Here is a 22,735-nt window from a genome sequence, read left to right as displayed (position 1 = left end):
CCGGGGCGCGGTCGACGGCGGGCGGGAATGATGGCGACGTGCGGTTTCTTCACGGCGCGGCTCCCGCGCACGACCTGACCTACAACGACGTCTTCATGGCGCCCGTCCGTTCCGAGGTGGGTTCGCGGCTCGACGTCGACCTGGCCACCCCCGACGGCACGGGCACCACCATCCCGCTGGTCGTGTCGAACATGACGGCGGTGTCCGGCCGCCGGATGGCCGAGACGGTCGCCCGGCGCGGCGCGATCGCGGTCATCCCGCAGGACATCCCCATCGAGGTGGTGGCGAACGTCGTCGCCTGGGTCAAGCGGCGCCACCTGGTGCACGACACGGCGATCACGCTGGGCCCGACCGACACCGTCGGCGACGCGATCCACCTGCTGCCGAAGCGGTCGCACGGCGCCGTGGTGGTGATCGACGAGGAGAGCCGGCCGGTGGGCGTGGTGACCGAGGCCGACACGGTCAGCGTGGACCGCTTCGCCCAGCTCCGGCACGTGATGTCCACAGAGCTGCACACCGTTTCGGCGGACGCGGACCCGCGTACCGGCTTCGAGCGGCTCTCGGCGGGGCGGCGCCGGTTGGCCCCGGTGGTCGACGCCGAGGGACGCCTGGTCGGGGTGCTGACCCGGCAGGGCGCGCTGCGGGCGACCCTCTACCGGCCGGCGGTGGACGACCGGGGCCGGCTGCGGATCGCCGCCGCCGTGGGCATCAACGGCGACGTGACCGGCAAGGCGGCGGCGCTGCTGGAGGCCGGGGTGGACACGCTGGTGGTGGACACCGCGCACGGCCACCAGGAACGCATGATCACCGCCCTGCGGGCGGTTCGCGCGCTGGACCCGGCGGTCCCGGTCGCGGCGGGCAACGTGGTGACCGCCGAGGGCGTACGCGACCTCGTGCGGGCGGGGGCCGACATCGTCAAGGTCGGCGTCGGCCCGGGTGCGATGTGCACCACCCGGATGATGACCGGGGTGGGCCGGCCGCAGTTCTCCGCCGTGCTCGACTGCGCCGCGGCGGCCCGGCAGCTCGGCAGGCACGTCTGGGCCGACGGCGGCGTGCGGCACCCGCGCGACGTGGCGCTGGCGCTGGCCGCCGGGGCCTCGAACGTGATGATCGGCTCCTGGTTCGCCGGCACCTACGAGTCCCCCGGCGACCTCTACACCGACGCCGACGGCCGGCGTTACAAGGAGAGCTTCGGCATGGCCTCGGCGCGGGCGGTCAGCGCGCGGACGGCCGACGACAGCGCGTACGACCGGGCCCGCAAGGCGGTCTTCGAGGAGGGCATCTCCTCGGCGCGGATGTACCTGGACCCGGCCCGCCCGGGCGTGGAGGACCTGATCGACGAGATCATCGCGGGGGTGCGGAGCGCCTTCACCTACGCGGGCGCCCGCGACCTCGCGGAGTTCCACGAGCGGGCCCTGGTCGGCGTGCAGAGCACGGCCGGCTACACCGAGGGGATGCCGCTGCCCACCAGCTGGTGACCCCGCCGCCACCGGCGGGCCGCGTCGCCACCCCGGGCCGCGCCGCCAGCCGGCTGACGCGGCCCGCCGGTGGCCGTCAGGGCTGCGGGAAGAGGCGGTGGATCACCTCGCGGGCCGCCTTCCGGGGGTCGTCGCCGACGCGGGGCGGCAGCGCGCCCGAGATCCAGAGCGTGGCGAAGCCGTGCACGATGGACCAGGCCGCGAGCGCGTCGCCCTGCGGATCCTCCGCCGTCGGGCGTCGCTCGGACAGCCCGGCGACGCCCGAGTGCAGCGCGGCCCCGGCGCGCTGGCGGGCCGCCACCAGCTCCTTCGTGTCGGCCCGGTAGAGGTCCGGACGGAACATCACCTCGAAGTGCGCGCGGTGGCGGACCGCGAAGTCGACGTACGCGACGCCCCGGTCGAGCAGTTCGCCGCCGGCGCCGTGCAGCGACTCGGCCAGCAGGTGGAAGCCCTCGGTGGCGAGGGCGGTGAGCAGCCCGGCCTTGTCGCCGAAGTGGTGGGCCGGGGCGGCGTGCGAGACGCCCGCCCGGCGGGCCAGGTCGCGCAGGCTCAGCGCCGCCGGGCCCGACTCCTCGATCACCTGCACCGCCGCCGCGAGCAGGGCGCGACGCAGGTCGCCGTGGTGGTAGCCGCGCGTTCCGGTCATGCCGCCATCATATCTTGTCATTGACAAGATGACACCTCCGGAGGCAATCTTGTCGGCGACAAGTTACGACCGAGGAGGTACCGATGGCTCCGTTGATCGCACTCGTGGCCGGCACCGCGCTAGCCCGGTTGGCCGGGCTGGCCGGCGTGGCCGCCCTCGACGGCTGGCATCCGGCGCTGCGGGTGGGCCTGGCGCTGATGTTCGTGGTGACCGGTGTTGCGCACTTCGCCCCCTCCTACCGGGCCGACATGATCGCGATGGTGCCGCCGCGCCTACCCCGGCCCGACCTGCTGGTCACCGTCACCGGCGTGCTGGAGCTGGTGGGCGCGGTCGGGCTGCTGGTGCCGGCGACCGCCCGCTGGACCGCGGCCGGGCTGGCCCTGCTGATGCTGGCCATGTTCCCGGCGAACGTCTCGGCGGTGCGGCGCGGGCTGACCCTGGCCGGCCGCCCGGCGACCCCCCTCGGCCCGCGTACGGCGGAGCAGATCCTCTTCGTCGGAGTGGCCCTCGCTATTTCGTTTGGGGCCTGACGTTCAGGGCGCTAATCTGCCGTCCATGGAACTGTTGACGCTACGAGACGTCCCGATAGGGCGACTGCTCGTGGTCGCCGGGCACGTCACCGGGCAGCGGTGGAACCGCTACCTGGCCGAGGCGCACGGCCTCACCCAGGCCGGGATGGTCGCTCTGATGACCCTCGCCGAGCACGGCGAACTGGCCCACCGCGCGGTCGCCGAGCACTGTTTCGTCCGGCCGGCCACCCTGACCGGCATCGTCGACACCCTCGAACGCGACGGCCTCGTCGAGCGGCAGCGCGACGAGGCCGACCGGCGCAGCGTCAAGATCGCGATCACCCCCGCCGGCCGCGCCCGGATCGACGCGCTGACCGCCATGATCCGCTCCGGGCAGCCGCTGACCTCGGTCGACGCCGATCCGGCGAAGGCGGCGGTGATCCGCGAGTTCCTCCTCGAGGTCATCGGCAACGGCGACCACGGCACCCCGGAAGGAAGCCCGGCATGCTGACCCGGCTGCTGCGTACGCACCTTCGCCCGTACCACCGGCCGCTGGCCGCCGTGGTGCTGCTCCAGTTCGTCGGCACCATGGCGTCGCTCTACCTGCCCAGCCTCAACGCCGACATCATCGACCTGGGCGTGGCCCGGGGCGACACCGGCTACATCATGCGCACCGGCGGCTGGATGCTCGCGGTCAGCCTGGTCCAGATCGTCTGCTCGGTCGCGGCCGTCTACCTCGGCGCGCGCACGGCGATGGCCTTCGGCCGGGACGTCCGGTCGTCGATCTTCGGGCACGTCAACCGCTTCTCCGCCCGCGAGGTCGCCCGGTTCGGCGCGCCCTCGCTGATCACCCGCAACACCAACGACGTGCAGCAGGTGCAGATGCTCGTGCTGATGAGCTGCACGATGCTCGTCGCCGTGCCCATCATGAGCGTCGGCGGCGTGGTGATGGCGCTGCGCGAGGACGTCGGGCTCTCCTGGCTGATGCTCGTCAGCGTGCCCGTGCTGGCCGTCGCCCTGTGGCTGATCATCCGGCGGATGGTGCCGGGCTTCCGGCTCATGCAGACCCGCATCGACACGGTCAACCGGGTGCTGCGCGAGCAGATCACCGGCATCCGGGTGGTGCGGGCGTTCGTCCGGGAGCCGTACGAGACGGACCGCTTCGCCACGGCGAACGCCGACCTCACCGCGACCGCCCTGCGGATCGGCCGCCTGATGGCGTTGATCTTCCCGGTGGTGATGCTGGTGCTCAACGTCTCCAGCGTCGCGGTGCTCTGGTTCGGCGCCGAGCGGGTGGACGCCGGGGCGATCCAGGTCGGCGCCCTCACCGCCTTCCTCCAGTACCTGATGCAGATCCTGATGGCCGTCATGATGGCCACCTTCATGCTGATGATGGTGCCGCGGGCGGCGGTCTGCGCCGAACGGATCGTCGAGGTGCTCGACACCGACTCCTCCGTGGTGCCCGCCGCCCGTCCGGTGACCGAGGTGACGAGCCACGGCGAGCTGGAGCTGCGCGACGTCGCGTTCCAGTACCCCGGGGCGGCCGAGCCGGTGCTGCGCGACGTGTCGTTCCGGGTGACGCCGGGGACGACGACGGCGGTCATCGGCAGCACGGGCGCGGGCAAGACCACCCTGCTGTCGCTCGTGCCCCGACTGGTCGACGCGACCGCCGGCGCGGTGCTGGTCGACGGCGTCGACGTGCGGGAGCTGGCACCGGACGAGCTGTGGCGCCGCATCGGGCTGGTGCCGCAGCGGCCGTACCTGTTCACCGGGACGGTGGCGAGCAACCTGCGCTACGGCAACCCGGACGCGACCGACGCGGAACTCTGGGAGGCGCTGGAGATCGCCCAGGCGCGGGACTTCGTCGAGGCGATGCCCGAAGGGCTGGCGGCGCCGATCGCGCAGGGCGGCACGAACGTCTCGGGCGGGCAACGGCAGCGGCTGGCCATCGCGCGGGCCCTGGTCCGGCGGCCGGAGATCTACCTCTTCGACGACTCGTTCTCCGCGCTCGACCTCGGCACGGACGCGCGGCTGCGGGCGGCGCTGCGCCCCGTCACCGCGGACGCCGCCGTGGTGATCGTGGCGCAGCGGGTCTCCACGATCGTCGGCGCCGACCAGATCGTCGTCCTCGAGAACGGGGGCGTGGTCGGGATCGGCCGGCACGACGAGCTACTACTCACCTGCCCGACCTACGCCGAGATCGTGGCGTCGCAGAACACCACGGAGGTGGTCGCGTGAGCGAGCGGAGCGAGCCCACCGTCAGGCGCGGCGGCGCGGGCGCGGGCGCGAGCGCCGTACCGCAGCAGAAGCCGGCCGCCGACGCCGCGACGCCGAAGCGGCTGCCGCCCGGCGGGCAGCGCGGCGGTCCGCACGCGGGCGTCGGGATGCCCGCCGAGCGGTCGATGAACTTCGGGCCCTCGGCCCGGCGGCTGCTGGGCCGGCTGCGCCCGCAGCGCCTCCAGCTCGTCGCCGTGATCGCGCTGGCCGTGCTCAGCGTCGGGCTCAGCGTGCTCGGGCCGAAGGTGCTCGGCTGGGCCACCGACCTGATCTTCACCGGGGTGATCGGCCGGCAGCTGCCGGCGGGCACCACCGCCGACCAGGCGGTGGCCGCCGCGCGGGCGGCCGGCAACGACAACTTCGCCGACATGCTCGCCCGGATGGACGTGGTGCCCGGCGTGGGCATCGACTTCACCGCGCTGGCGCGGGTGCTGCTGCTGGCGCTCGGGCTCTACCTGGTGGCCAGCCTGCTGATGTGGTGGCAGGGCTGGCTGCTCAACGGGGTGGTGCAGCGCACCGTGCTGCGGCTGCGCGCCGAGGTGGAGGAGAAGCTGAACCGGCTGCCGCTGCCCTACTTCGACCGGCAGCCCCGGGGCGAGCTGCTCAGCCGGGTCACCAACGACATCGACAACATCTCGACGAGCCTCCAGCAGACGCTGAGCCAGCTGCTCACCTCGCTGCTCACCGTCGTCGGCGTGCTCGCCATGATGTTCTGGATCTCGCCGCTGCTGGCCCTGGTGGCCCTGGTCGCGGTGCCGGTCTCGGTGGTCGTCACCGGTGCCATCGCCAAGCGGTCGCAGCAGCAGTTCATCGCCCAGTGGGCGCACACCGGCGAGCTGAACGGCCAGATCGAGGAGGCGTTCACCGGCCACGAGCTGGTCAAGGTCTTCGGCCGGCAGCGCGAGGTGGAGGCCGCCTTCACCGCCAAGAACGACGAGCTGTTCCGGGCGAGCTTCGGCGCCCAGTTCATCAGCGGGATCATCATGCCGGCGATGATGTTCGTCGGGAACCTCAGCTACGTGGCGATCGCCGTGGTCGGCGGCCTGCGGGTGGCGTCCGGGTCGATGAGCCTCGGCGACGTGCAGGCGTTCATCCAGTACTCGCGGCAGTTCACCCAGCCGCTCACCCAGGTCGCCTCGATGGCGAACCTGCTCCAGTCCGGGGTGGCCTCCGCCGAGCGGGTCTTCGCCGTGCTCGACGCCGAGGAGCAGAGCCCCGACCCGGCCGAGCCGGCCCGCGTACGCGACCCGCACGGCCGGGTCGAGTTCGCCAACGTCTCCTTCCGGTACGCCCCCGACAAGCCGCTGATCGAGGACCTCTCCCTGGTCGCCGAGCCCGGCCACACGGTCGCCATCGTGGGGCCGACCGGGGCCGGCAAGACCACGCTGGTCAACCTGGTCATGCGCTTCTACGAGCTGGACGCCGGCCGGATCACGCTCGACGGGGTGGACGTGACCACGATGCGCCGCGACGACCTGCGCGGCCGGATCGGCATGGTGCTCCAGGAGACCTGGCTCTTCGGGGGCACCATCCGCGACAACATCGCGTACGGCCGCCCCGGGGCGAGCGAGGAGGAGATCCTGGCCGCGGCCCGGGCCACGTTCGTGGACCGGTTCGTGCGCAGCCTGCCCGACGGCTACGACACGGTCATCGACGAGGAGGGCAGCAACGTCAGCGCCGGCGAGAAGCAGCTCATCACGATCGCCCGGGCCTTCCTCGCCGAGCCGTCGCTGCTGATCCTGGACGAGGCGACCAGCTCGGTGGACACCCGCACCGAGGTGCTGCTCCAGCGGGCGATGGCCGCGCTGCGGTCGGACCGGACGAGCTTCGTCATCGCGCACCGGCTCTCCACCATCCGCGACGCCGACCTGATCCTGATGATGGAGGACGGCCGGATCGTGGAGCAGGGCACGCACGAGGAACTGCTCGCCGCGCGGGGCGCGTACCACCGCCTGTACCGGTCGCAGTTCACCGCCGCCCTCCAGCCCGAACCCGACCCCGACGCCCAGCCGGGCCTCGACCTCCAGGCCGGCCCCGAGCCCGCGCCGCTCGAAGGGTCGTCCCGGTGACGGGGAGACCGCCGGCGGCTGCGGACGGGCGGTCGACGGGGTCGGGGCCGGGCGGGGGCTCAGCGGGTCGGCAGCAGGGCCGGGCCGCGGTCGGCCACCACCGCGCCGATCAGCCCGAGGGCGTCGGCGGCGGGCATCGGGTCCAGGGCCCGGCCGCCGCGCAACCGCAGGGAGACCGCGCCGTCGGCCGCCTCGCGGGGTCCGACGACGGCGGCGTACGGGACCCGGACGCGGGCCGCGTCGCGGATGCGGGAGCCCAGCGAGCCGGCCCCGTCGACCTCGACGCGCAGCCCGGCGGCCAGCGCGTCGCGGGCGAGCCGGGCCGCCGCCCCGGCCTGGTCGTCGCCGACGGGCAGCACCACCAGCTGCACCGGGGCGTACCAGGCGGGAAAGGCGCCCTCGTGCACCTCGATCAGGTACGCGAAGAGCCGCTCCATGCTGCCCACGAGGCTGCGGTGCACCATCACCGGTCGACGCCGCGCCCCCGACGCGTCGGTGTACGACAGGTCGAACCGCTCCGGCTTGTCGAAGTCGAGCTGGACGGTGGAGAGGGTGGACTCCCGCCCGGCGGCGTCCCGCACCTGGATGTCGATCTTCGGGCCGTAGAACGCGGCCTCACCCGGGGCCTCGGTGAACTCCACCCCGTCGAGCGCGGCGCGCAGCAGCTCCTCCGCCCGCGCCCACTCGGCGTCGTCCCCGACGTACTTCTCCCCCGGCCCGCGCAGCGACAGCCGGAACCCCGCCGGCCGTACGCCGAGCGCGGCGTGCGCCTCGCGGATCAGCCGGAGGATCTCGACGACCTCCTCGCCCACCTGCTCCAGGGCACAGAAGTTGTGCGCGTCGTTGAGCGAGATGGCGCGCACCCGGGCCAGCCCGCCGAGCACCCCCGAGCGCTCGGCGCGGTACATGCCGCCCAGCTCGGCGATCCGCAGCGGCAGCTCCCGGTAGGAGCGGCCCCGGGCCCGGAACACCAGGGCGTGGTGCGGGCAGAGCGCCGGCCGCAGCACGAACTCGTCGTCGGCGGAGAGCCGCATCGGCGGGAACATGTCGTCGGCGAAGTAGCCGAGATGGCCGGAGAGCTCGAAGAGTTCCCGCCTGCCCAGCGGCGGGGTGGACACGTGCCGGTAGCCGGCCCGGCGTTCCAGCTCGCGGACGTACTCCTCGACGGCGTGCCGGGCGGCGGCCCCGGCCGGCAGCCAGAGCGGCAGCCCGGCGCCGGCCAGCGGGTCGGAACCGAACAGCTCCAGCTCCCGGCCGAGCCTGCGGTGGTCGATCATGTCGCGCTCCTTGATCGGGTACGACCCGGAGGCGACCCGGTCACCGGACGCCGCGAGGCCCCGGGGCGGATCGCCCCGGGGCCTCGTCGACGGTCAGGTCAGTACGGCGCGCCGGGGTCTCCCGGCGTCGTGGTGGATACCGCACTGCGCATGCCGCGACGGTACGGCCCTGCCCATGGGGACCGCAGCCGGTTTTTCCGGGCGGCCCGGCACGGCTGCGGCGGGGGCGGGGGCGGAAGCGCGGACGGGCACGGGGGCGGGCCGCCGGCACGGGACCTGCCGACGGCCCGCGGCGGCCGCACCGTCAGGAACGGGGGACCCGACGGTCGTGGGGCCGCGCCCCGACAACGGTACGCCGGGGCGCCCCGGTCCGCCGACCCTCGGCGCTGCGCCCATCCGTCACCTGCGGCGGTCCCCGCTCGTTGTGTCCGGTGGCCCTGCCGTGTCGGTGGTCACCACGCGCCAGGGTCCCGCCCCGTGACGCCGGACGACCCGTCAGGCTCGGTAACCGCAATCGGCCCCGTCCGGCGAGGTGGCAGTCGTGCCCGAACTACTCACTGAGGTCGCAACGCCGGCCTGGGCGTACCTCGCACTGCTCGCGCTGCTGGTCGCCGACGCCTTCGTCCCCGTGATCCCCACCCAGGTCGTGATGATCACCGGCGGCGCGCTCACCGTCTACGGCGGGCTGAACCTGCCGGTTACCATCGCCGTCGGCGCGCTCGGCGTCTTCGTCGGGGACCTGGCCTGCTACCTGCTCGGGCGGGGCGCGCCGGACCGCCGGGCGCCGCGCGACGCCCAACGGGGCCGGGCCCGGCGCGTCGCCAGCCGGGTCACCCAGGGGCTGCGCCGACCCGGGCCGCTCGTGATCCTGCTCTGCCGCTTCGTGCCCGGCGGACGGATGGCGGCCTGCTTCTCGGCCGGCCGCAGCCGGTACCCGTACCGCCTCTTCCTGCTCTACGAGGGCCTGGCGGCGCTGGCCTGGGCGACGTACGGCGGGCTGGTCGGGCACCTCGGCGGCACGGCGCTCACCGAGTCCGCGTGGCGGCTGGCGCTGATCGCGGGGGTCGCGGCGGCCGGCTTCGCGGCGGCGGGCTGGGCCATGACCGCCGTCGGGGCCCGGCGGGCGGCCGAGTCGGTCGCGGTGCCGGTCGTCGTCGCGGCGAGGCGGGACGCGCCCGGGGCGGAGTGACCGGCCGCCCCGGCGCCGCCTAGGGGTGGTCCCGGGGGCCGATCTCGGTGGGCGGCCCGGATCCGTCTGGGGTCTCTCGCGGGACAGGCTGAGCCATGCGCGGAACCCGGAACAGTGGACTGCTGGCCCTCGGCGGGATCGCCCTGGCGACGCTGCTCGCCGTGATCGGCCACGTCGAGGTCAACGAGAACCTGGACCCGTGGACGCTGACCGTCAGCGACTACGCCGTCTCCGACCGGGGCGGCGTCATCGACGCCGCCATGCTGGTGCTCGCGGCGGCCACCGCCGTGCTCCTGCCCGCCCTGTGGCGCGGCCACCGGCCGCCCGCCGCCAAAGCGGGGCGGGCGGCCGAGGCGCTCCTGGCCGCCTGGGTCGGCGGGCTGCTGCTGGCCGCGGTGGTGCCGACGAACCAGCCCGGCCTGCCCATGGACACCGCCGCCTACGTCCACCGGTACGCCTCGGTGGTCGCCTTCCTGGCGCTGCCGGCCGCCGGTTGGCTGCTCGCCCGACGCCTGCCGGCAGCCGCCAGCCGCCGGGTACGCGGTCTCGCCACGGCCAGCGTGGTCCTGGCGGCGGCGATGGTCTGGTCCGCCTACCCCGGCGACCGGCTGCTGCTCGGCCTGGTCGAGCGCCTGCTGATCCTCACCGAGGTCGCCGTGCTCGTCGTCGTCGCGGTCACCCTGCTCCGCCGGGTCACTCCAGCTCGTGCAGCATGAGCTGGCGGGCGGCCTCGGTGATGGAGCCCGACAGGCTCGGGTAGATCGTGATCGTCTGGGCCAGCTCGTTGACCGTGAGGTTGTTCTCCACCGCCATGGTGATCGGCAGGATCAGCTCGCTCGCCTTCGGCGCCACCACCACGCCGCCGATCACCTGCCCGCTGGCCGGGCGGCAGAAGAGCTTGACGAAGCCGTCGGCGAGGCCGTCCATCTTGGCGCGGGCGTTGCCGTCCAGCGGCAGCATGACCTGCCGGGCCGGCACCTTGCCCGAGTCGACCTCGTCCTGCGAGACGCCCACGGTGGCCAGCTCCGGGTCGGTGAACACGTTCGCCGCGACGGTACGCAGCCGCAGCGGCCGGACCGCCTCGCCGAGCGCGTGCCACATCGCGATCCGGCCCTGCATGGCGGCGACGCTGGCCAGCGGCAGCACCCCGGTGCAGTCGCCGGCCGCGTAGATGCCGGGCACGTTGGTCCGGGAGACCCGGTCGACGGTGACGTAGCCGCCCCGGGCCAGCGCGACGCCGTACTCGGCCAGGCCCAGGTCGGCGGTGTTGGGGATGGAGCCGACCGCGATCAGCGCGTGCGAGCCGGCCACCTTGCGGCCGTCGGAGAGCTCGACCTCCACCCCGTCGGCGGTACGCCGGACCGCGTCGGCCCGGGAGTTGTTGAGGATGCTCATGCCCCGGTTGCGGAAGACCCGCTCGATGGCCATGGCCGCGTCGGCGTCCTCGTGCGGCATCACCCGGTCGCGGCTCGACACCAGCGTCACCGGCACGCCCATCGCCAGGTAGGCGCTGGCGAACTCCGCACCGGTGACGCCGGAGCCGACCACGATCAGGTGCTCGGGCAGCTCCGGCAGGTCGTACACCTGGCGCCAGGTCAGGATGCGCTCGCCGTCCGGTACGGCGGTGGGCAGCTGGCGCGGGGTGGCGCCGGTGGCGACCAGCACGGTCGACGCGGCGATGGACTGCTCGCCGCCGCCGTCGGTCGGGGTGACGAGCACCCGGTGGGTGTGCCCGAGGGTGTCCTCGCCGAGCCGGGCGGTGCCCGACACGAAGGTCACCCCGGCCTTGACCAGCTTGGCGTGGATGTCGGCGGACTGGGCGAGCGCGAGGCGCTTGACCCGCTCGTGCACCGCGCCGGCGTCGACCGTGACCGCCTCCAGGCCGTCGGAGTCCACCCCGAACTCCTCGGTGTCCCGGTAGCCGGTCACCACCTCCGAGCTGGCGATGAAGGTCTTCGACGGTACGCAGTCGGACAGCACGCAGGCCCCGCCGGCGCCCTCGGCCTCCACGACGGTGACATCAGCGTCCAGCTGCGCGGCGACCAGGGCCGCCTCGTAGCCGGCCGGTCCACCGCCGATGATCACGATCCGGCTCACAGGGCCATCCTTTCGTTCGCGACCGCGGGGCTCCGCTCCGCTGCGCTCCTCGCGCTCACCGTGCCCGCCCTTCGTCAGTGCTCACAGTGACTTTCTTCTCCCGAACGCGTCCGACACGCTCGGTCGTATTCTCCCCCACCCCGCGGGCGGGCTATCGTCATCGCCGTGCGTCATCACGCCGCCTACGGCTCTAACCTCGACCCCGCCCGCATGCGCGCCTACTGTCCGCATTCGCCGATGGTGGGCACCGGCTGGCTGGAAGGCTGGCGGCTCACCTTCGCGGGCGAGGACGTCATCGGCTGGGAGGGCGCGGTCAGCACGGTCGTCGAGTCGCCCGGCGACCGGGTCTTCGTGGCGATCTACGACATCCACCCCTACGACGCCGCCCAGCTCGACGAGCTGGAGGGGGTGACCGCCGGCACGTACCGCAAGCTGCACGTGCGGATCTCCACCCTCGACGGCGACGTGACCGCCTGGATCTACGTCTTCGACGGGTACGAGGGCGGGCTGCCCACGGCGTGGTACCTCTCGGAGATCGCGAACGCCGCCGAGAAGGCGGGCGCGCCGGACGACTACGTCACCGAGCTGCGGTCCCGTCCCACCGGCACCGCGTCGGCCTAGCCCGTACGGTCGGCACCGCGCGTATCCCACGGCCCCCAGTCTGCTCCGACGTCGGGCGGGGCCCCCATCCGGCCCCGCCCGGCGTCGTCAATCACACACCGGCGGCCGGCACGACCAGCTCGTACATGTCGACCCAGCGCACCTCGCGCAGCCCCACCGACCGGTAGAGCGAGAGCGGGGCGGTCGGGTTGGCCAGGTCGACCCCGAGGCCGACGGACTCCCGGCCCTTCTGCGCGTACCGGGCGAACGCGTGGTTCAGCAGCGCCGCCCCCACCCCGCGACGCCGGTGACCGGGCAGCACCGCGAGGTTCCTGACCCAACCCTCGTTCCGGTCGAGCGCCTGGTCGGACGACCGCAGTACGCCGGCGGGCCGCCCGTCCACCTCGGCGACGAACCACTCGTCCCAGGCCGTCCCGGGCCTGATGAGGGCCCGCCACCGGTCGTAGCCCGACGGCTCGTAGTCGGGGGTGTCGCGGAAGGCGGTGTCGAAGATCCGGTGGAAGTCGCGCAGCTCCGCCTCGTCGCCGGAACGCACCGGCCGGACCGTCACCCCGGGCGGCGGTGGCGGCGGCTCACCGGGCACCCCCGCCAACGACCGGCGCAGGAGCTGGTACCGCTTGACGAAGTCGAACCCCGCCTCGGTCAGCTCGGCCGCCCACCGGCGCTCGGGCTCGCAGGCGGGGCAGCGCACGGTCAGGTCCGGCAGGCCGCGCTCGGCGGCCCGCGCGGCCACCCGGTCCAGCTGCCGGGCCAGCAGCGGCCCCCGCACCTCCACGCCCCGGTCCGGGTCGACGAACACGTCGACGAACTCCCGCCCGGTGCCGGTCTCGTTCTGCAGGATCGCCCAGGCCACCAGGGCGCCCTCCGGATCGGTCACCACCCAGGAGTCCCGCTCCGGGTCGACGTTCGGCGCGGTGAGCGCGTCGCGCACGTCGTCGGCGTCGAAGTCCGGGTAGCCGATGGCGAAGGTGTCGGCGGCGTGCACCACCGCCAGGATCGCCGGTACGTCGTCCAGGGTGGGTCGGCGGGCGTGCCAGCCGGCGGGAAGAGTCACGGGGGCGATCCTGACAGGCGGGCCGGCGGGTCGCCGCCGATTTTCCGGCCCGCCCCGGCGGCCGGGTCCCGGCGCGGGCCCCGTTCAGGGCGGGCCGGGTCGCGGCGCGGCGGCTCAGCCCGGGTCGGTCAGGTGGGCCCGGGTCGCGGTGAGCAGCTCCACCAGTTCGGTGCCGTCGGCCGGGCCGAGCGCCGCGAAGGCCGGCGAGGCCAGCCGGTCGGTCACCGCCTCGGCCCAGAGCCGCCTGCGCACCAACGGCCCGACCGGCGGGTACGGCGGCGGCCAGCCGCAGGCGACCGCGCCCGCCTCCCCGTCCGGGCCGGCGAGCACGGCCTCCAGCGGGGTCATCCCGCTGGCCCGGACCGCGATCAGGTGGGCCCCGGCGAAGTGCTCCCGGAGCAGGCGCAGGCCGACGGCCGCCCGGGCGCCGGCCGTCCGGACCGGCACCGGCATGGCGCGCCAGGCCGCGAAGAGCGGCATGCCGCTGGCGTCCGCGGCGTCGACCGCGTGGCTGAGCAGGGCGGCGAGCCGGCTCACCCCGGCGAGGGCGTCGAGCCGCTCCTCGCCCCACCGGCAGCACTCGACCATCGTGGCGGCGGCCACCTCGACCGGCGGGACGACCCGGCGGGCCGCGTCCCAGCCGTCGGCGACCGCTTCGGGGGCCAGGAAGCCGAGGGCGGCGGCGACCGTCTCGGCGCGCACGTCCCCGAGGGCGCCGGCGCGACCGGTGACGTAGAACGCCCAGCCGGGGATGCCGAGCAGCCGGGCCCGACGCAGGGTGGTCGGGCAGCGGGTGAAGACGTCGCCGAGGTCCAGCACGATCGGCTTGCTGGCCGCGGCGACCTGTTCCGGCGTCATCCGCCCGCTCCCCGTCCGTCCACAGGGGTCAGTCTGCCGCGCCGCCGCCCGACTCGGCATCCCCCTCTTCGGCGTCGAGGGCCTCCACCGCCGCCTCGACCTCGCCGGCGCGGCGGCGCGCGGCCGTCACCGTGCGTTCCGCCCCGCGCCGGGCCAGCCTCGCCCGGCTCAGGTCCTGCTCGGCGACGGCCCGGCGCCGCTCCAGCTCGGCCAGTTCCGCCTCGATCGCGTCCAGGGCGCCGACGCCGTCGCGCTCGGCCGCCGTCGCGCCAACCAGCTCCGCCTCGGCGCGTTCCTGGTCGGTACGCGCCCTGGCCAGCTCCTTCTCCAGCGCCCGCCGGCGGCGCGCCCGCTCCGCCCGGGCGGCCCGTTCCGCCTGCTCGGCGCGGAGCGCGGCCCGGTCGACGCCGCCCCGCTGCTTCCCGGTCGGCTCGGGCCGGGGCGCCGGCTCCGGCTCCTCCCCGCCGGTCACCAGCCGCAGCTGGGGACGGGGCACCTCGCCGAAGCCGGCGTACGTGGCGGCCCGCAGCAGCCGGCCGGAGCGGACCTGTTCGGCCACGTCGGTGTCGGCGAGCGCGGCGTTGAGGGTGGCCTCCACCTCGCCCAGCGGCAGCTTCCCGGCCGGCGGGGCCTCCTCCGTCCCGGCCGCCAGCTTGCGTACCTCGGCGACGAGCGCGCCGACCACCGCCCGCCGTTGGGTGGAGAGTTCCCGCAGCCGGGGCCCGCGCAGCTCGCGTTGGGCGGTGCGCAGGGCCTCGGCGAGCTGGGCCAGGTCGGCGACCAGCTCGGGGCGGCGGATGGCGAGCAGGTTGACCAGCCAGGCCGCCACGGTGGGCCGGCGCAGCCGGGCGATCTCCCGGGCGGCCTTCGGGTCGCCGGCTCGGCGGGCCTCGGCGACGGCCTCGTCGCGGATCGCGACGAACCGGTCCGGCGGGGTGGTGTAGAGCCGGTGCACCAGCTCTCGGGGCGGGCCGGGCATCGCCGTCAGACGTCGATCCGGGTGCCCGGTTCGAGCCGGCGGTACTCCACGTCGGACAGCCGGGTGAAGTTGCCGTTGAGCACGTTGAGCCCGTTGTCGTTGAGCAGCCCGTCGTGCAGCGCGTACGCCCGGCGCGGGGCGACCGCCCGGAGGAAGTCCAGCGACTCGGAGAACTTCGTCCACGGCGCGTGGATCGGCAGGAAGAGCGTGTCGACCTGCGCGTCCTCGGGGACGACCAGGCTGTCCCCGGGGTGGTACACCGCGTCGTTCAGCAGGTACGCCAGGTTGTCGATCACCGGGATGTCGGGGTGGATCACGGCGTGCCGGCCGCCGTGGGCGCGTACCGGCACGCCGGCGGCCGTGAACGACTGTCCGGCTCGGACCGGGTCGAGCGCCTCGGCGGCGTCGCCCAGGGTGTCGGCCAGGGACGCGGGCCCGTGGATGACGAAGCGCCGTCGGTCGAGCTGCCGGGTGACCGCCTCGACGTCGAGGTGGTCGGGATGCTCGTGGGTGATCAGCACCGCGTCGGCCCCGTCGAGCGCAGCCGGATCGCTGAACACGCCCGGGTCGACGACCAGCACTCCCCCGTCGTGTTCCACCCGCAGGCAGGAGTGGGCGTACTTGGTCAGCTGCATCGTGACTCCAAGATTATCGAATCGTGATGTCCTGAGCGCAGTCTGCCGGAACCGACGTGGGGACGCGTCACGTCTGACGTATCGCCCCGCACGGGGGCGAGGACGATGGAGGCGGGATGGACGGACGGGATCGGCGACGTCGAGGCGTACGGCTGACGGCCGCCGCGCTGGTGGCGCTGTTCGCGCTCGCTGGTTGCGGCAGCGACGCGCGGGACAACGCCGACAGCAGGCCGGCGGCGGCCCCGGCGGACCGGGACCGGGCCGGCGGCGCGGCGGACCAGGCCGGTGGCGCGGCGGAGCAGGCGGGCGGCGCGGCGGAGCGGGGCGGCGGCAAGGCCGAGCAGGGCAGCGGCGCCGGCGCACCGGACCTGCGGGTCGACCAGCGCTCCATCATCTACACGGGCACGATGCGCGTGCAGGTGGACGATGTGGACGAGGCGGCGCGGAGCGCGATCGCCACGGTCACGGCGGCCGGCGGTTTCATCGGCGGCGACCAGCGGCGCAGCGCCGACGCGGACGCACGGGCCGAGCTGGAGCTGCGGGTGCCGGCGGCGAAGTTCCACGGCGTCGTCGACGAGCTGGCGAAGCTCGGCCGGCAGCAGCGGCGGGAGATCCGCACGGAGGACGTCACCGAGCAGATGGTCGACCTGGACGCGCGGATCACCACCCAGCGCGCCCGGGTGGAGAGCGCCCGCAAGCTGCTGGCGAAGGCGACCTCGATCAGCGACCTGGTGTCGCTGGAGAACGAGCTGTCCCGGCGGGAGGCCGACCTGGCGTCGCTGGAGGCGAAGAAGGAGCGGTTGGCGGACCTGACCAGCCTGTCGACGATCACCGTGTCGCTGGTCGGCCCCGACGCGAGCACCGCCGACGAGGAGACCGAGGTGGGCTTCCTGGCGGGCCTCAAGGGCGGCTGGAAGGTCTTCCTGACCTCCATGACCATCCTGCTGACGGTGCTGGGTGCGGTGCTGCCGTGGCTGCTGGCGATCGGCGTACCGGTGGCGGTGCTGCTGGTGGTGCTGCGCCGGCGGCGGCGGACGGCCCCGCCGGCGATGACGCCGACCGGACCGGCCGCGCCGCTGCCGCCTACCGCGCCGCCGCCAGTGCCCGCAGCGCGGTCTGGACCATGAGTCGTACGCCGACCGGGATGGCCCGCTCGTCCGCGTCGAACGAGGCCCGGTGCAGGTCCACGTTCGGGCCGGAGCGGCCGACGCCCAGCCGGGCGAGCGCGCCGGGGACGTACTCCAGGTACCAGGAGAAGTCCTCGCCGCCCATGCTCTGCGGGGTCTCGGCGACGCCCTCCGGCCCGAGCGCGGCGACGGTGGCGCCGGTCAGGACCTGGATGGCCCGGGAGTCGTTGCACACGGGCGGGCGGCCCCGCAGGTATTCCAGGTCGACGGTGGCCCCGGTCGGCGCGACGACGTCGCGGACCACCTGACCCACGATCTTGGGGGCCAGCTCCCAGGTGTCGCGGTCCATCACCCGCAGGGTGCCGGAGGCGCACGCCTCGGAGGGGATGACGTTGTAACGGGTGCCGGCCGAGGCGTGGCCGAAGACCAGCAGCAGCCCGCTGTTGGCCGGCACCCGGCGGCTGACCAGGGCCGGTACCTCGGTGATCAGGCGGCCCAGCGCGTCGACCAGGTCGACGGTCAGGTGCGGGCGGGCGGTGTGCCCGCCCGGGCCGGTGAGCCGGACGGTGACGTTGTCGGCGGCGGCGGTGATCGGGCCGACCCGCAGGCCGACCTGCCCGACCGGCAGGTTGGGGTCGCAGTGCAGCGCGAAGATCTGCACCACGTCGTCCAGGCCGCCGGCCTCGATGACCTCCAGCGAGCCGCAGGGCAGGATCTCCTCGGCGGGCTGGAAGATCAGCCGGACCCGGCCGGGCAGCTCGCCGAGGTCGGCGAGCTGGGCCAGCAGCATGCCGACGCCGAGCATCACGGTGGTGTGCACGTCGTGGCCGCAGGCGTGGCAGACGCCGTCCACCGTGGAGCGGTACGGCACGTCCTTCGAGTCGGTCAGCGGCAGGGCGTCGATGTCGGCGCGCAGCGCGACCACCGGGCCGTCGGGACGGCCGTCGATGTCGCAGATGACCCCGTTGCCCTTCGGCAGCAGCCGCGGCCTCAGCCCGGCCAGGGTGAGCTCCCGGGCGATCAGGGCGGCCGTCTCGAACTCCTCGCCGGAGAGCTCCGGGTGGGAGTGGAGGTGGCGACGGGTGGCGATAAGCCCGGGCACCCGGAGGGCGAGCAGGTGGTCCAGCTCGAACGGCAGGGGCTGGGAGCCGGACGGCGCCTCCGGCCAGGACGACGCCAGCTGGTTGCCGGTGGGCAGCGTCAACGCACTCGTCACGTCGAATTCTCGTTCGCTAGAGATGGATGGATCATCAGGAACAGCAGACAGCCTAGACCTCCGACGGTGACGCTGCGCAACGTCGTTCCGGTAGCCGTCGGACCGCACAGCGTCACGTATGCCCTGCTCGGAGCGCTCGTAGATCTGCGGGACAGCAGGTAGATCGCGGTCGAACGCCGTCATCCGCCTCCCACCTCCTACAACGCGTAATCGGCTCGGCCGCCGCGAAATCGATGCCGATCGCAGAGGCCGCTTTTCCGAATTGTCGCATTAGTCGGTCACACCGACGGACACTCCGACAATTACCCGACCATCGCCCGAGCGGGGGCACCCGAGACGGTCACACACTCCGTCGCCGACCAACCGCACACCGTGTGCGTCCACGTCCACCCGGTCGGGTTACCCCCGAACCCGTCCGGCACACGCCGTGGCCGGTCGGCCACGGCGCCCCGCACCGCGCGCGGCCCTCCGGCGGCGTCGCCGGGACTGCTCCACGCGCCCGCGCCGCCGATGGGCGGCCTGCGTCTGCTCCGACTGTAGCGCTCCGCCCCGCACGCCCGCGACCAGCGGGAACGCGCCGTGGGCGGGTCGTTACCCGGACGTGCACCGGCCGGTTACGGTGCAGGGGTCAAGCGGTGCCGCACCGACGCCGACGGCCGCCCGCCCCCGACGCGGCGGGGGGTCGGACGGCCGTCGGCCGACGTGATCAGAACCGGTCGCTCGGGCGGTACAGCCCCCACACCTGGCGCAGGGTGCCGCAGACCTCGCCCACGGTGGCGCGGGCCCGCAGCGCCTCCCGCATCGGGTAGAGCACGTTCTCCGTACCCTCGGCGGCGGCCCGTAGCTCGGCCAGTCCCCGCTCGACCGCCCCGGAGTCGCGCTCGGCACGCAGCCGGGCCAGCCGCTCCGCCTGCGCCGCCTCGATCGTCGGGTCGACCCGCAGCGGCTCGTACGGCTCCTCCTCGTCGACGGTGAACCGGTTGAGGCCCACCACCACCCGCTCGCCGGAGTCGATCTCCTGCGCGATCCGGTACGCGGACTGCTCGATCTCCCGCTTCTGGAAGCCCGCCTCGATGGCGTCGACCGCCGAGCCGTGGTCGGCCACCCGCTCCATCAGCTCGGTCGCCGCCGCCTCGATCTCGGCGGTCATCGCCTCCACCACGTACGAGCCGGCGAACGGGTCGACGGTGGCGGTCAGGTCCGTCTCGTACGCCAGCACCTGCTGGGTGCGCAGCGCCAGCCGGGCCGCCTTCTCGGTGGGCAGCGCGATCGCCTCGTCGAAGCTGTTGGTGTGCAGCGACTGGGTGCCGCCGAGCACCGCGCCGAGGCCCTGCACCGCCACCCGGACCAGGTTGACCTCCGGCTGCTGGGCGGTGAGCTGCACGCCCGCGGTCTGGGTGTGGAAGCGCAGCATCATCGACTTCGGGTTCCTGGCGCCGAAGTCGTCGCGCATCAGCCGGGCCCAGATCCGGCGGGCGGCCCGGAACTTGGCCACCTCCTCCAGCAGGGTGGTGCGGGCGACGAAGAAGAACGACAGCCGGGGCGCGAAGTCGTCCACGGCCAGGCCGGCCGCCAGCGCGGCCCGGACGTACTCGACGCCGTTGGCCAGGGTGAACGCGATCTCCTGCGCGGGCGACGCGCCGGCCTCGGCCATGTGGTAGCCGGAGATGGAGATGGTGTTCCACTTCGGCACCTCCTTGCGGCAGTAGCCGAAGGTGTCGGCGACCAGCCGCAGCGAGGGCTTCGGCGGGAAGATGTACGTCCCGCGGGCGATGTACTCCTTCAGGATGTCGTTCTGGATCGTGCCGTTGAGGGCCGAGCCGGCGACCCCGTTCTCCTCGGCCACGAGCTGGTAGAGCAGGAGCAGCACCGAGCCGGGCGCGTTGATGGTCATCGAGGTCGAGACCTTGTCGAGCGGGATGCCGTCGAAGAGCAGCCGCATGTCGTCGATCGAGTCGATGGCCACCCCGACCTTGCCCACCTCGCCGTGCGCGATCGGGTCGTCGGAGTCGTAGCCCATCTGCGTAGGCAGGTCGAAGGCCACGGAGAGACCCATCGTGCCGGCCCGCAACAACTGGTGGTACCGCGCGTTGGACTCGGTGGCGGTGCCGAAGCCGGCGTACTGGCGCATGGTCCAGGGGCGGGAGGTGTACATGGTGGGGTAGACCCCCCGCGCGTACGGGAACTCGCCCGGGCCGCCGAGCCGGGAGTCCAGATCCTCCGGAAGGTCCGCCGCCGTGTAGACGCCCTTGATCGGGAAACCGGACTCGCTTGACCGCGGTTCGCTCATTAGCGGATGGTAGGACGCGCGACGGCGTCGGCGGGTGAGGGATAGCGCACACCGGGCGACGCGTCGACGGGCATCGACGAGAGGTGAACGCTCGGACACGTACCGTCCAGTTCGACAAACGTCCGCCGCGTCGGGTTTCGCATCGGGCGTCGGAACCAGCAAGATAGGGGGGTTGTGTCCCAGCCCCCCTCGAATTCCCCCGGTGGCTTTTCTGTGACTCAGATCCCGACGTGGAGCGGCGGACCAGTCAGTTCCCCCAACGGACGCGCGACGCCCGGCACGACCATCGGCGAGCGCTACTCGCTGCGTTCGGCGGTGGGCAACGGCGGCATGGGCACGGTCTGGCGTGCCACTGACACACTCCTGCGGCGGGACGTGGCCGTCAAGGAGGTCGTCCTGCCCCCGGGGCTGGCCCCCAGCGACCGCGACGCCATGTACGAGCGCACCCTGCGCGAGGCCCGCGCGGCGGCGGCCATCCAGCACCCGGCCGTCGTCCAGGTCTACGACGTGGTCACCGAGGGCGGCCGGCCGTGGATCGTGATGGAGCTGCTCGACGCCCGCAGCCTCGCCGACATGGTGATCGAGGACGGGCCGGTCGCGCAGCGGGTGGTCGCCAAGATCGGCATCGCCCTGCTCGGCGCGCTGGAGGTGGCGCACGCGATCGGCGTGCTGCACCGCGACGTCAAGCCGGCCAACGTGCTGATCTGCGCCGACGGGCGCTGCGTGCTGACCGACTTCGGCGTGGCCCGGATGCCCACCGACGTGCAGCTCACCACCCCCGGGATGGTGCTCGGCTCGCCGCACTTCATCTCCCCCGAGCGGGCGATGGGCCAGGAGTTCGGCCCGCCGAGCGACCTCTTCTCGCTGGGCGTCACGCTCTACACGGCGGTGGAGGGGCGGCCCCCGTTCGACAAGGGCGACCCGATCGAGACCATGCACGCCGTGGTCGAGGACCCGCCCGCCCCGCCGCAGCGCAGCGGGCCCCTGGCCCGGGTGCTGATGGGCCTGTTGGAGAAGGACCCGGCCCGCCGCCTCGACGTGCACACCGCCCGGGCCATGCTGCGCGAGCTGCTCGCCGGCCCGCTGACCAGCAACGCCGCCGCGGTGAACTCGGTGACCGATCCCTACTCGGTGGTCCCGGTGCAGCAGCGGCCCGTGCCGGCCCCACCGGCCGCCGCGCCGGAGCAGCCGAAGCCGAGCGGGCAGATCGGCGGCCGGGCGATGCTCAACCCCGGCGAGTCGCTCACCGACCGGCTGGCGGCGCTGCGCCGGGGCGAGCGCCCCGCGCAGGCCGCCCTCGCCGCGAGCCCCGCCGCGATGGACGACACCAGCGCCGACGCCCTGGCCGGGCCGCTGCACACCCCCACCGGCGCGATGCCGGCGCCGAGCGGGTCCACGCCGGCCGGCCGCACCTACGGCGGCGCCGAGGCGACCCAGCGGATGACGTCCGGCGGGTCGGACGCCACCCAGCAGCTGCGCACCAACGCCGCCGGCCTGGTCGGCTTCAGCGGCCCGACCGAGGCGACCCAGCGGGTGAAGGCGGGCACGCCCACCTTCGGCACCCCGCCCGAGGCCACCCAGCGGGTGGGCGCGGGAGCGCCCGTCTTCGGCGCACCGCCGCCGGAGGCCACCCAGCACCTGGGCGGCACCTACGGCGGCGGCCAGTGGTCGGTGCCGGGCACCGGGCAGCCGTGGGCGACCCCCGCCACCGCGCCCGCCGCGAGCGGCTCGGGCGGCGGCTTCGGCGGCCGGGTCGGCGCCGTCGGCAACCAGCTCGTCGGCACTGTCAAGGGCTGGCCGCGCAAGGTGCAGCTCGCCGCCGCCGGTGGCCTGGCCGCGCTGCTGCTGATCGGGGCGGTCGTCCTGTTCACCGGCGGCGACGACCCGGCGCCGACCGTCCCGCAGGCCGCCCCGACGTCGCAGGCCCCGGCCGCCGGCGTGCCCGAGATGAAGGAGCACACCGGCAAGGGCGTACGGGTCATGGTGCCGCAGGGCTGGGAGATCAAGAGCGCCGGCAACTGGGTGGACTACGTCGACCCGGAGGACGAGGGCCGCAAGGTCCGGATCCTGGTGGAGGACTTCCGCACCAACTCGATGCGCTGGGCCGAGGTCGCCGAGGACGGTCTGAAGAACCGCTCCAAGTCCTGCGCCAAGCCGTACGCCCAGCTCGCCATGAACGAGGTGCAGTGGGTCGGCAAGGCGGCGGCCGAGTTCGAGTACACCTGCGGCGAGGGCGAGGCCAAGCGGCACGGCGTGTGGCGCGGCGTGGTCCACGAGGGCAAGGTCTACTCGTTCTACCTCACCTCGACCGACACGAAGTTCGCCGACAGCCGGCCGATCTTCGACGAGATGGTGAAGTCGTTCCAGCTCACCGAGGCCGGCTGAGCCCGGGGGAAGCGCGGTGGTGATCCGC

19 protein-coding genes are annotated in these 22,735 nt (G+C 74.2%); 10 read left to right on the top strand and 9 right to left on the bottom strand.

Features of this window, described 5'->3' with window-relative positions; translation table 11 throughout:
• Window positions 1-38 precede the first annotated feature (38 nt).
• Complete coding sequence (locus tag ACN27A_RS26165; protein WP_421457236.1) at window positions 39-1,478, top strand: GuaB1 family IMP dehydrogenase-related protein; 1,440 nt, start codon at window positions 39-41, stop codon at window positions 1,476-1,478.
• A 76-nt stretch (window positions 1,479-1,554) separates the two neighbouring features.
• Here the strand turns inward: ACN27A_RS26165 and ACN27A_RS26160 are convergent, their stop codons facing one another.
• Window positions 1,555-2,124: a TetR/AcrR family transcriptional regulator gene (locus ACN27A_RS26160; RefSeq protein ID WP_421457235.1), complete on the bottom strand. Its 570-nt coding sequence runs from the start codon at window positions 2,122-2,124 to the stop codon at window positions 1,555-1,557.
• Between the two features lie 83 nt (window positions 2,125-2,207).
• Here ACN27A_RS26160 and ACN27A_RS26155 point away from each other — a divergent pair, with 83 nt between their 5' ends.
• From ACN27A_RS26155 to ACN27A_RS26140, 4 genes are all read left to right on the top strand, one after another.
• Window positions 2,208-2,654: a DoxX family membrane protein gene (locus ACN27A_RS26155; RefSeq protein ID WP_421457234.1), complete on the top strand. Its 447-nt coding sequence runs from the start codon at window positions 2,208-2,210 to the stop codon at window positions 2,652-2,654.
• 25 nt (window positions 2,655-2,679) lie between these two features.
• Entirely contained in the window at window positions 2,680-3,144 is a 465-nt protein-coding gene (locus ACN27A_RS26150; protein WP_421457233.1) for a MarR family winged helix-turn-helix transcriptional regulator, read from the top strand.
• Window positions 3,138-4,871 carry an ABC transporter ATP-binding protein gene (locus ACN27A_RS26145; RefSeq protein WP_421457232.1) on the top strand — a complete coding sequence of 578 codons (1,734 nt, stop codon included), beginning with the start codon at window positions 3,138-3,140 and terminating at the stop codon, window positions 4,869-4,871. Before ACN27A_RS26150 ends, ACN27A_RS26145 begins: the two co-directional genes overlap by 7 nt.
• Window positions 4,872-5,017: 146 nt before the next feature.
• Entirely contained in the window at window positions 5,018-6,979 is a 1,962-nt protein-coding gene (locus ACN27A_RS26140) for an ABC transporter ATP-binding protein (protein WP_421458604.1), read from the top strand.
• A 59-nt stretch (window positions 6,980-7,038) separates the two neighbouring features.
• On the opposite strand, the gene thrS is transcribed toward ACN27A_RS26140, so the two are convergent.
• On the bottom strand, window positions 7,039-8,256 hold the full coding sequence (thrS, locus tag ACN27A_RS26135; RefSeq protein WP_421457231.1) for a threonine--tRNA ligase: 1,218 nt from the start codon (window positions 8,254-8,256) through the stop codon (window positions 7,039-7,041).
• 541 nt (window positions 8,257-8,797) lie between these two features.
• Here thrS and ACN27A_RS26130 point away from each other — a divergent pair.
• Window positions 8,798-9,445, top strand: a complete 648-nt coding sequence (locus ACN27A_RS26130) for a DedA family protein (protein WP_327030467.1) — start codon at window positions 8,798-8,800, stop codon at window positions 9,443-9,445.
• A 95-nt stretch (window positions 9,446-9,540) separates the two neighbouring features.
• Window positions 9,541-10,161, top strand: a complete 621-nt coding sequence (locus ACN27A_RS26125) for a DUF998 domain-containing protein (RefSeq protein WP_421457230.1) — start codon at window positions 9,541-9,543, stop codon at window positions 10,159-10,161.
• Here the strand turns inward: ACN27A_RS26125 and ACN27A_RS26120 are convergent.
• Window positions 10,139-11,542 carry an NAD(P)H-quinone dehydrogenase gene (locus ACN27A_RS26120; RefSeq protein ID WP_421457229.1) on the bottom strand — a complete coding sequence of 468 codons (1,404 nt, stop codon included), beginning with the start codon at window positions 11,540-11,542 and terminating at the stop codon, window positions 10,139-10,141. The two genes, ACN27A_RS26125 and ACN27A_RS26120, sit on opposite strands and share 23 nt — an antisense overlap.
• A 165-nt stretch (window positions 11,543-11,707) precedes the next feature.
• On the opposite strand from ACN27A_RS26120, the gene ACN27A_RS26115 reads away from it, so the two are divergent.
• Entirely contained in the window at window positions 11,708-12,163 is a 456-nt protein-coding gene (locus ACN27A_RS26115) for a gamma-glutamylcyclotransferase (protein ID WP_132233291.1), read from the top strand.
• A 91-nt stretch (window positions 12,164-12,254) separates the two neighbouring features.
• Here the strand turns inward: ACN27A_RS26115 and ACN27A_RS26110 are convergent, their stop codons facing one another.
• The 4 genes from ACN27A_RS26110 to ACN27A_RS26095 form a co-directional block, all read right to left on the bottom strand.
• Entirely contained in the window at window positions 12,255-13,217 is a 963-nt protein-coding gene (locus ACN27A_RS26110; protein WP_421457228.1) for a GNAT family N-acetyltransferase, read from the bottom strand.
• 114 nt (window positions 13,218-13,331) lie between these two features.
• Window positions 13,332-14,075, bottom strand: a complete 744-nt coding sequence (locus ACN27A_RS26105; RefSeq protein ID WP_421457227.1) for an SCO6745 family protein — start codon at window positions 14,073-14,075, stop codon at window positions 13,332-13,334.
• A gap of 28 nt (window positions 14,076-14,103) precedes the next feature.
• Complete coding sequence (locus ACN27A_RS26100; RefSeq protein WP_421457226.1) at window positions 14,104-15,054, bottom strand: hypothetical protein; 951 nt, start codon at window positions 15,052-15,054, stop codon at window positions 14,104-14,106.
• A 5-nt stretch (window positions 15,055-15,059) separates the two neighbouring features.
• Window positions 15,060-15,689: an MBL fold metallo-hydrolase gene (locus ACN27A_RS26095; protein ID WP_421457225.1), complete on the bottom strand. Its 630-nt coding sequence runs from the start codon at window positions 15,687-15,689 to the stop codon at window positions 15,060-15,062.
• A 116-nt stretch (window positions 15,690-15,805) separates the two neighbouring features.
• Between ACN27A_RS26095 and ACN27A_RS26090 the strand changes: the two genes are divergently transcribed.
• Window positions 15,806-16,816, top strand: a complete 1,011-nt coding sequence (locus ACN27A_RS26090; protein WP_421457224.1) for a DUF4349 domain-containing protein — start codon at window positions 15,806-15,808, stop codon at window positions 16,814-16,816.
• On the opposite strand, the gene ACN27A_RS26085 is transcribed toward ACN27A_RS26090, so the two are convergent.
• The gene (locus ACN27A_RS26085; RefSeq protein WP_421457223.1) at window positions 16,773-18,032 is read right to left on the bottom strand and encodes an amidohydrolase; all 1,260 of its coding nucleotides are present in this window, start codon (window positions 18,030-18,032) and stop codon (window positions 16,773-16,775) included. The two genes, ACN27A_RS26090 and ACN27A_RS26085, sit on opposite strands and share 44 nt — an antisense overlap.
• Before the next feature lie 706 nt (window positions 18,033-18,738).
• The gene (locus ACN27A_RS26080) at window positions 18,739-20,322 is read right to left on the bottom strand and encodes an acyl-CoA mutase large subunit family protein (protein ID WP_421457222.1); all 1,584 of its coding nucleotides are present in this window, start codon (window positions 20,320-20,322) and stop codon (window positions 18,739-18,741) included.
• Between the two features lie 213 nt (window positions 20,323-20,535).
• On the opposite strand from ACN27A_RS26080, the gene ACN27A_RS26075 reads away from it, so the two are divergent.
• The gene (locus tag ACN27A_RS26075; RefSeq protein WP_421457221.1) at window positions 20,536-22,707 is read left to right on the top strand and encodes a serine/threonine-protein kinase; all 2,172 of its coding nucleotides are present in this window, start codon (window positions 20,536-20,538) and stop codon (window positions 22,705-22,707) included.
• Window positions 22,708-22,735: the final 28 nt, after the last annotated feature.

Origin of the sequence: Micromonospora sp. WMMD737, from assembly GCF_049179055.1 — a bacterium.
In the GTDB taxonomy this organism is placed as follows: domain Bacteria; phylum Actinomycetota; class Actinomycetes; order Mycobacteriales; family Micromonosporaceae; genus Micromonospora; species Micromonospora reichwaldensis.
The sequence above is the reverse complement of the archived record's forward strand: the minus strand, read 5'-3'. Positions and strand labels throughout refer to the sequence as shown.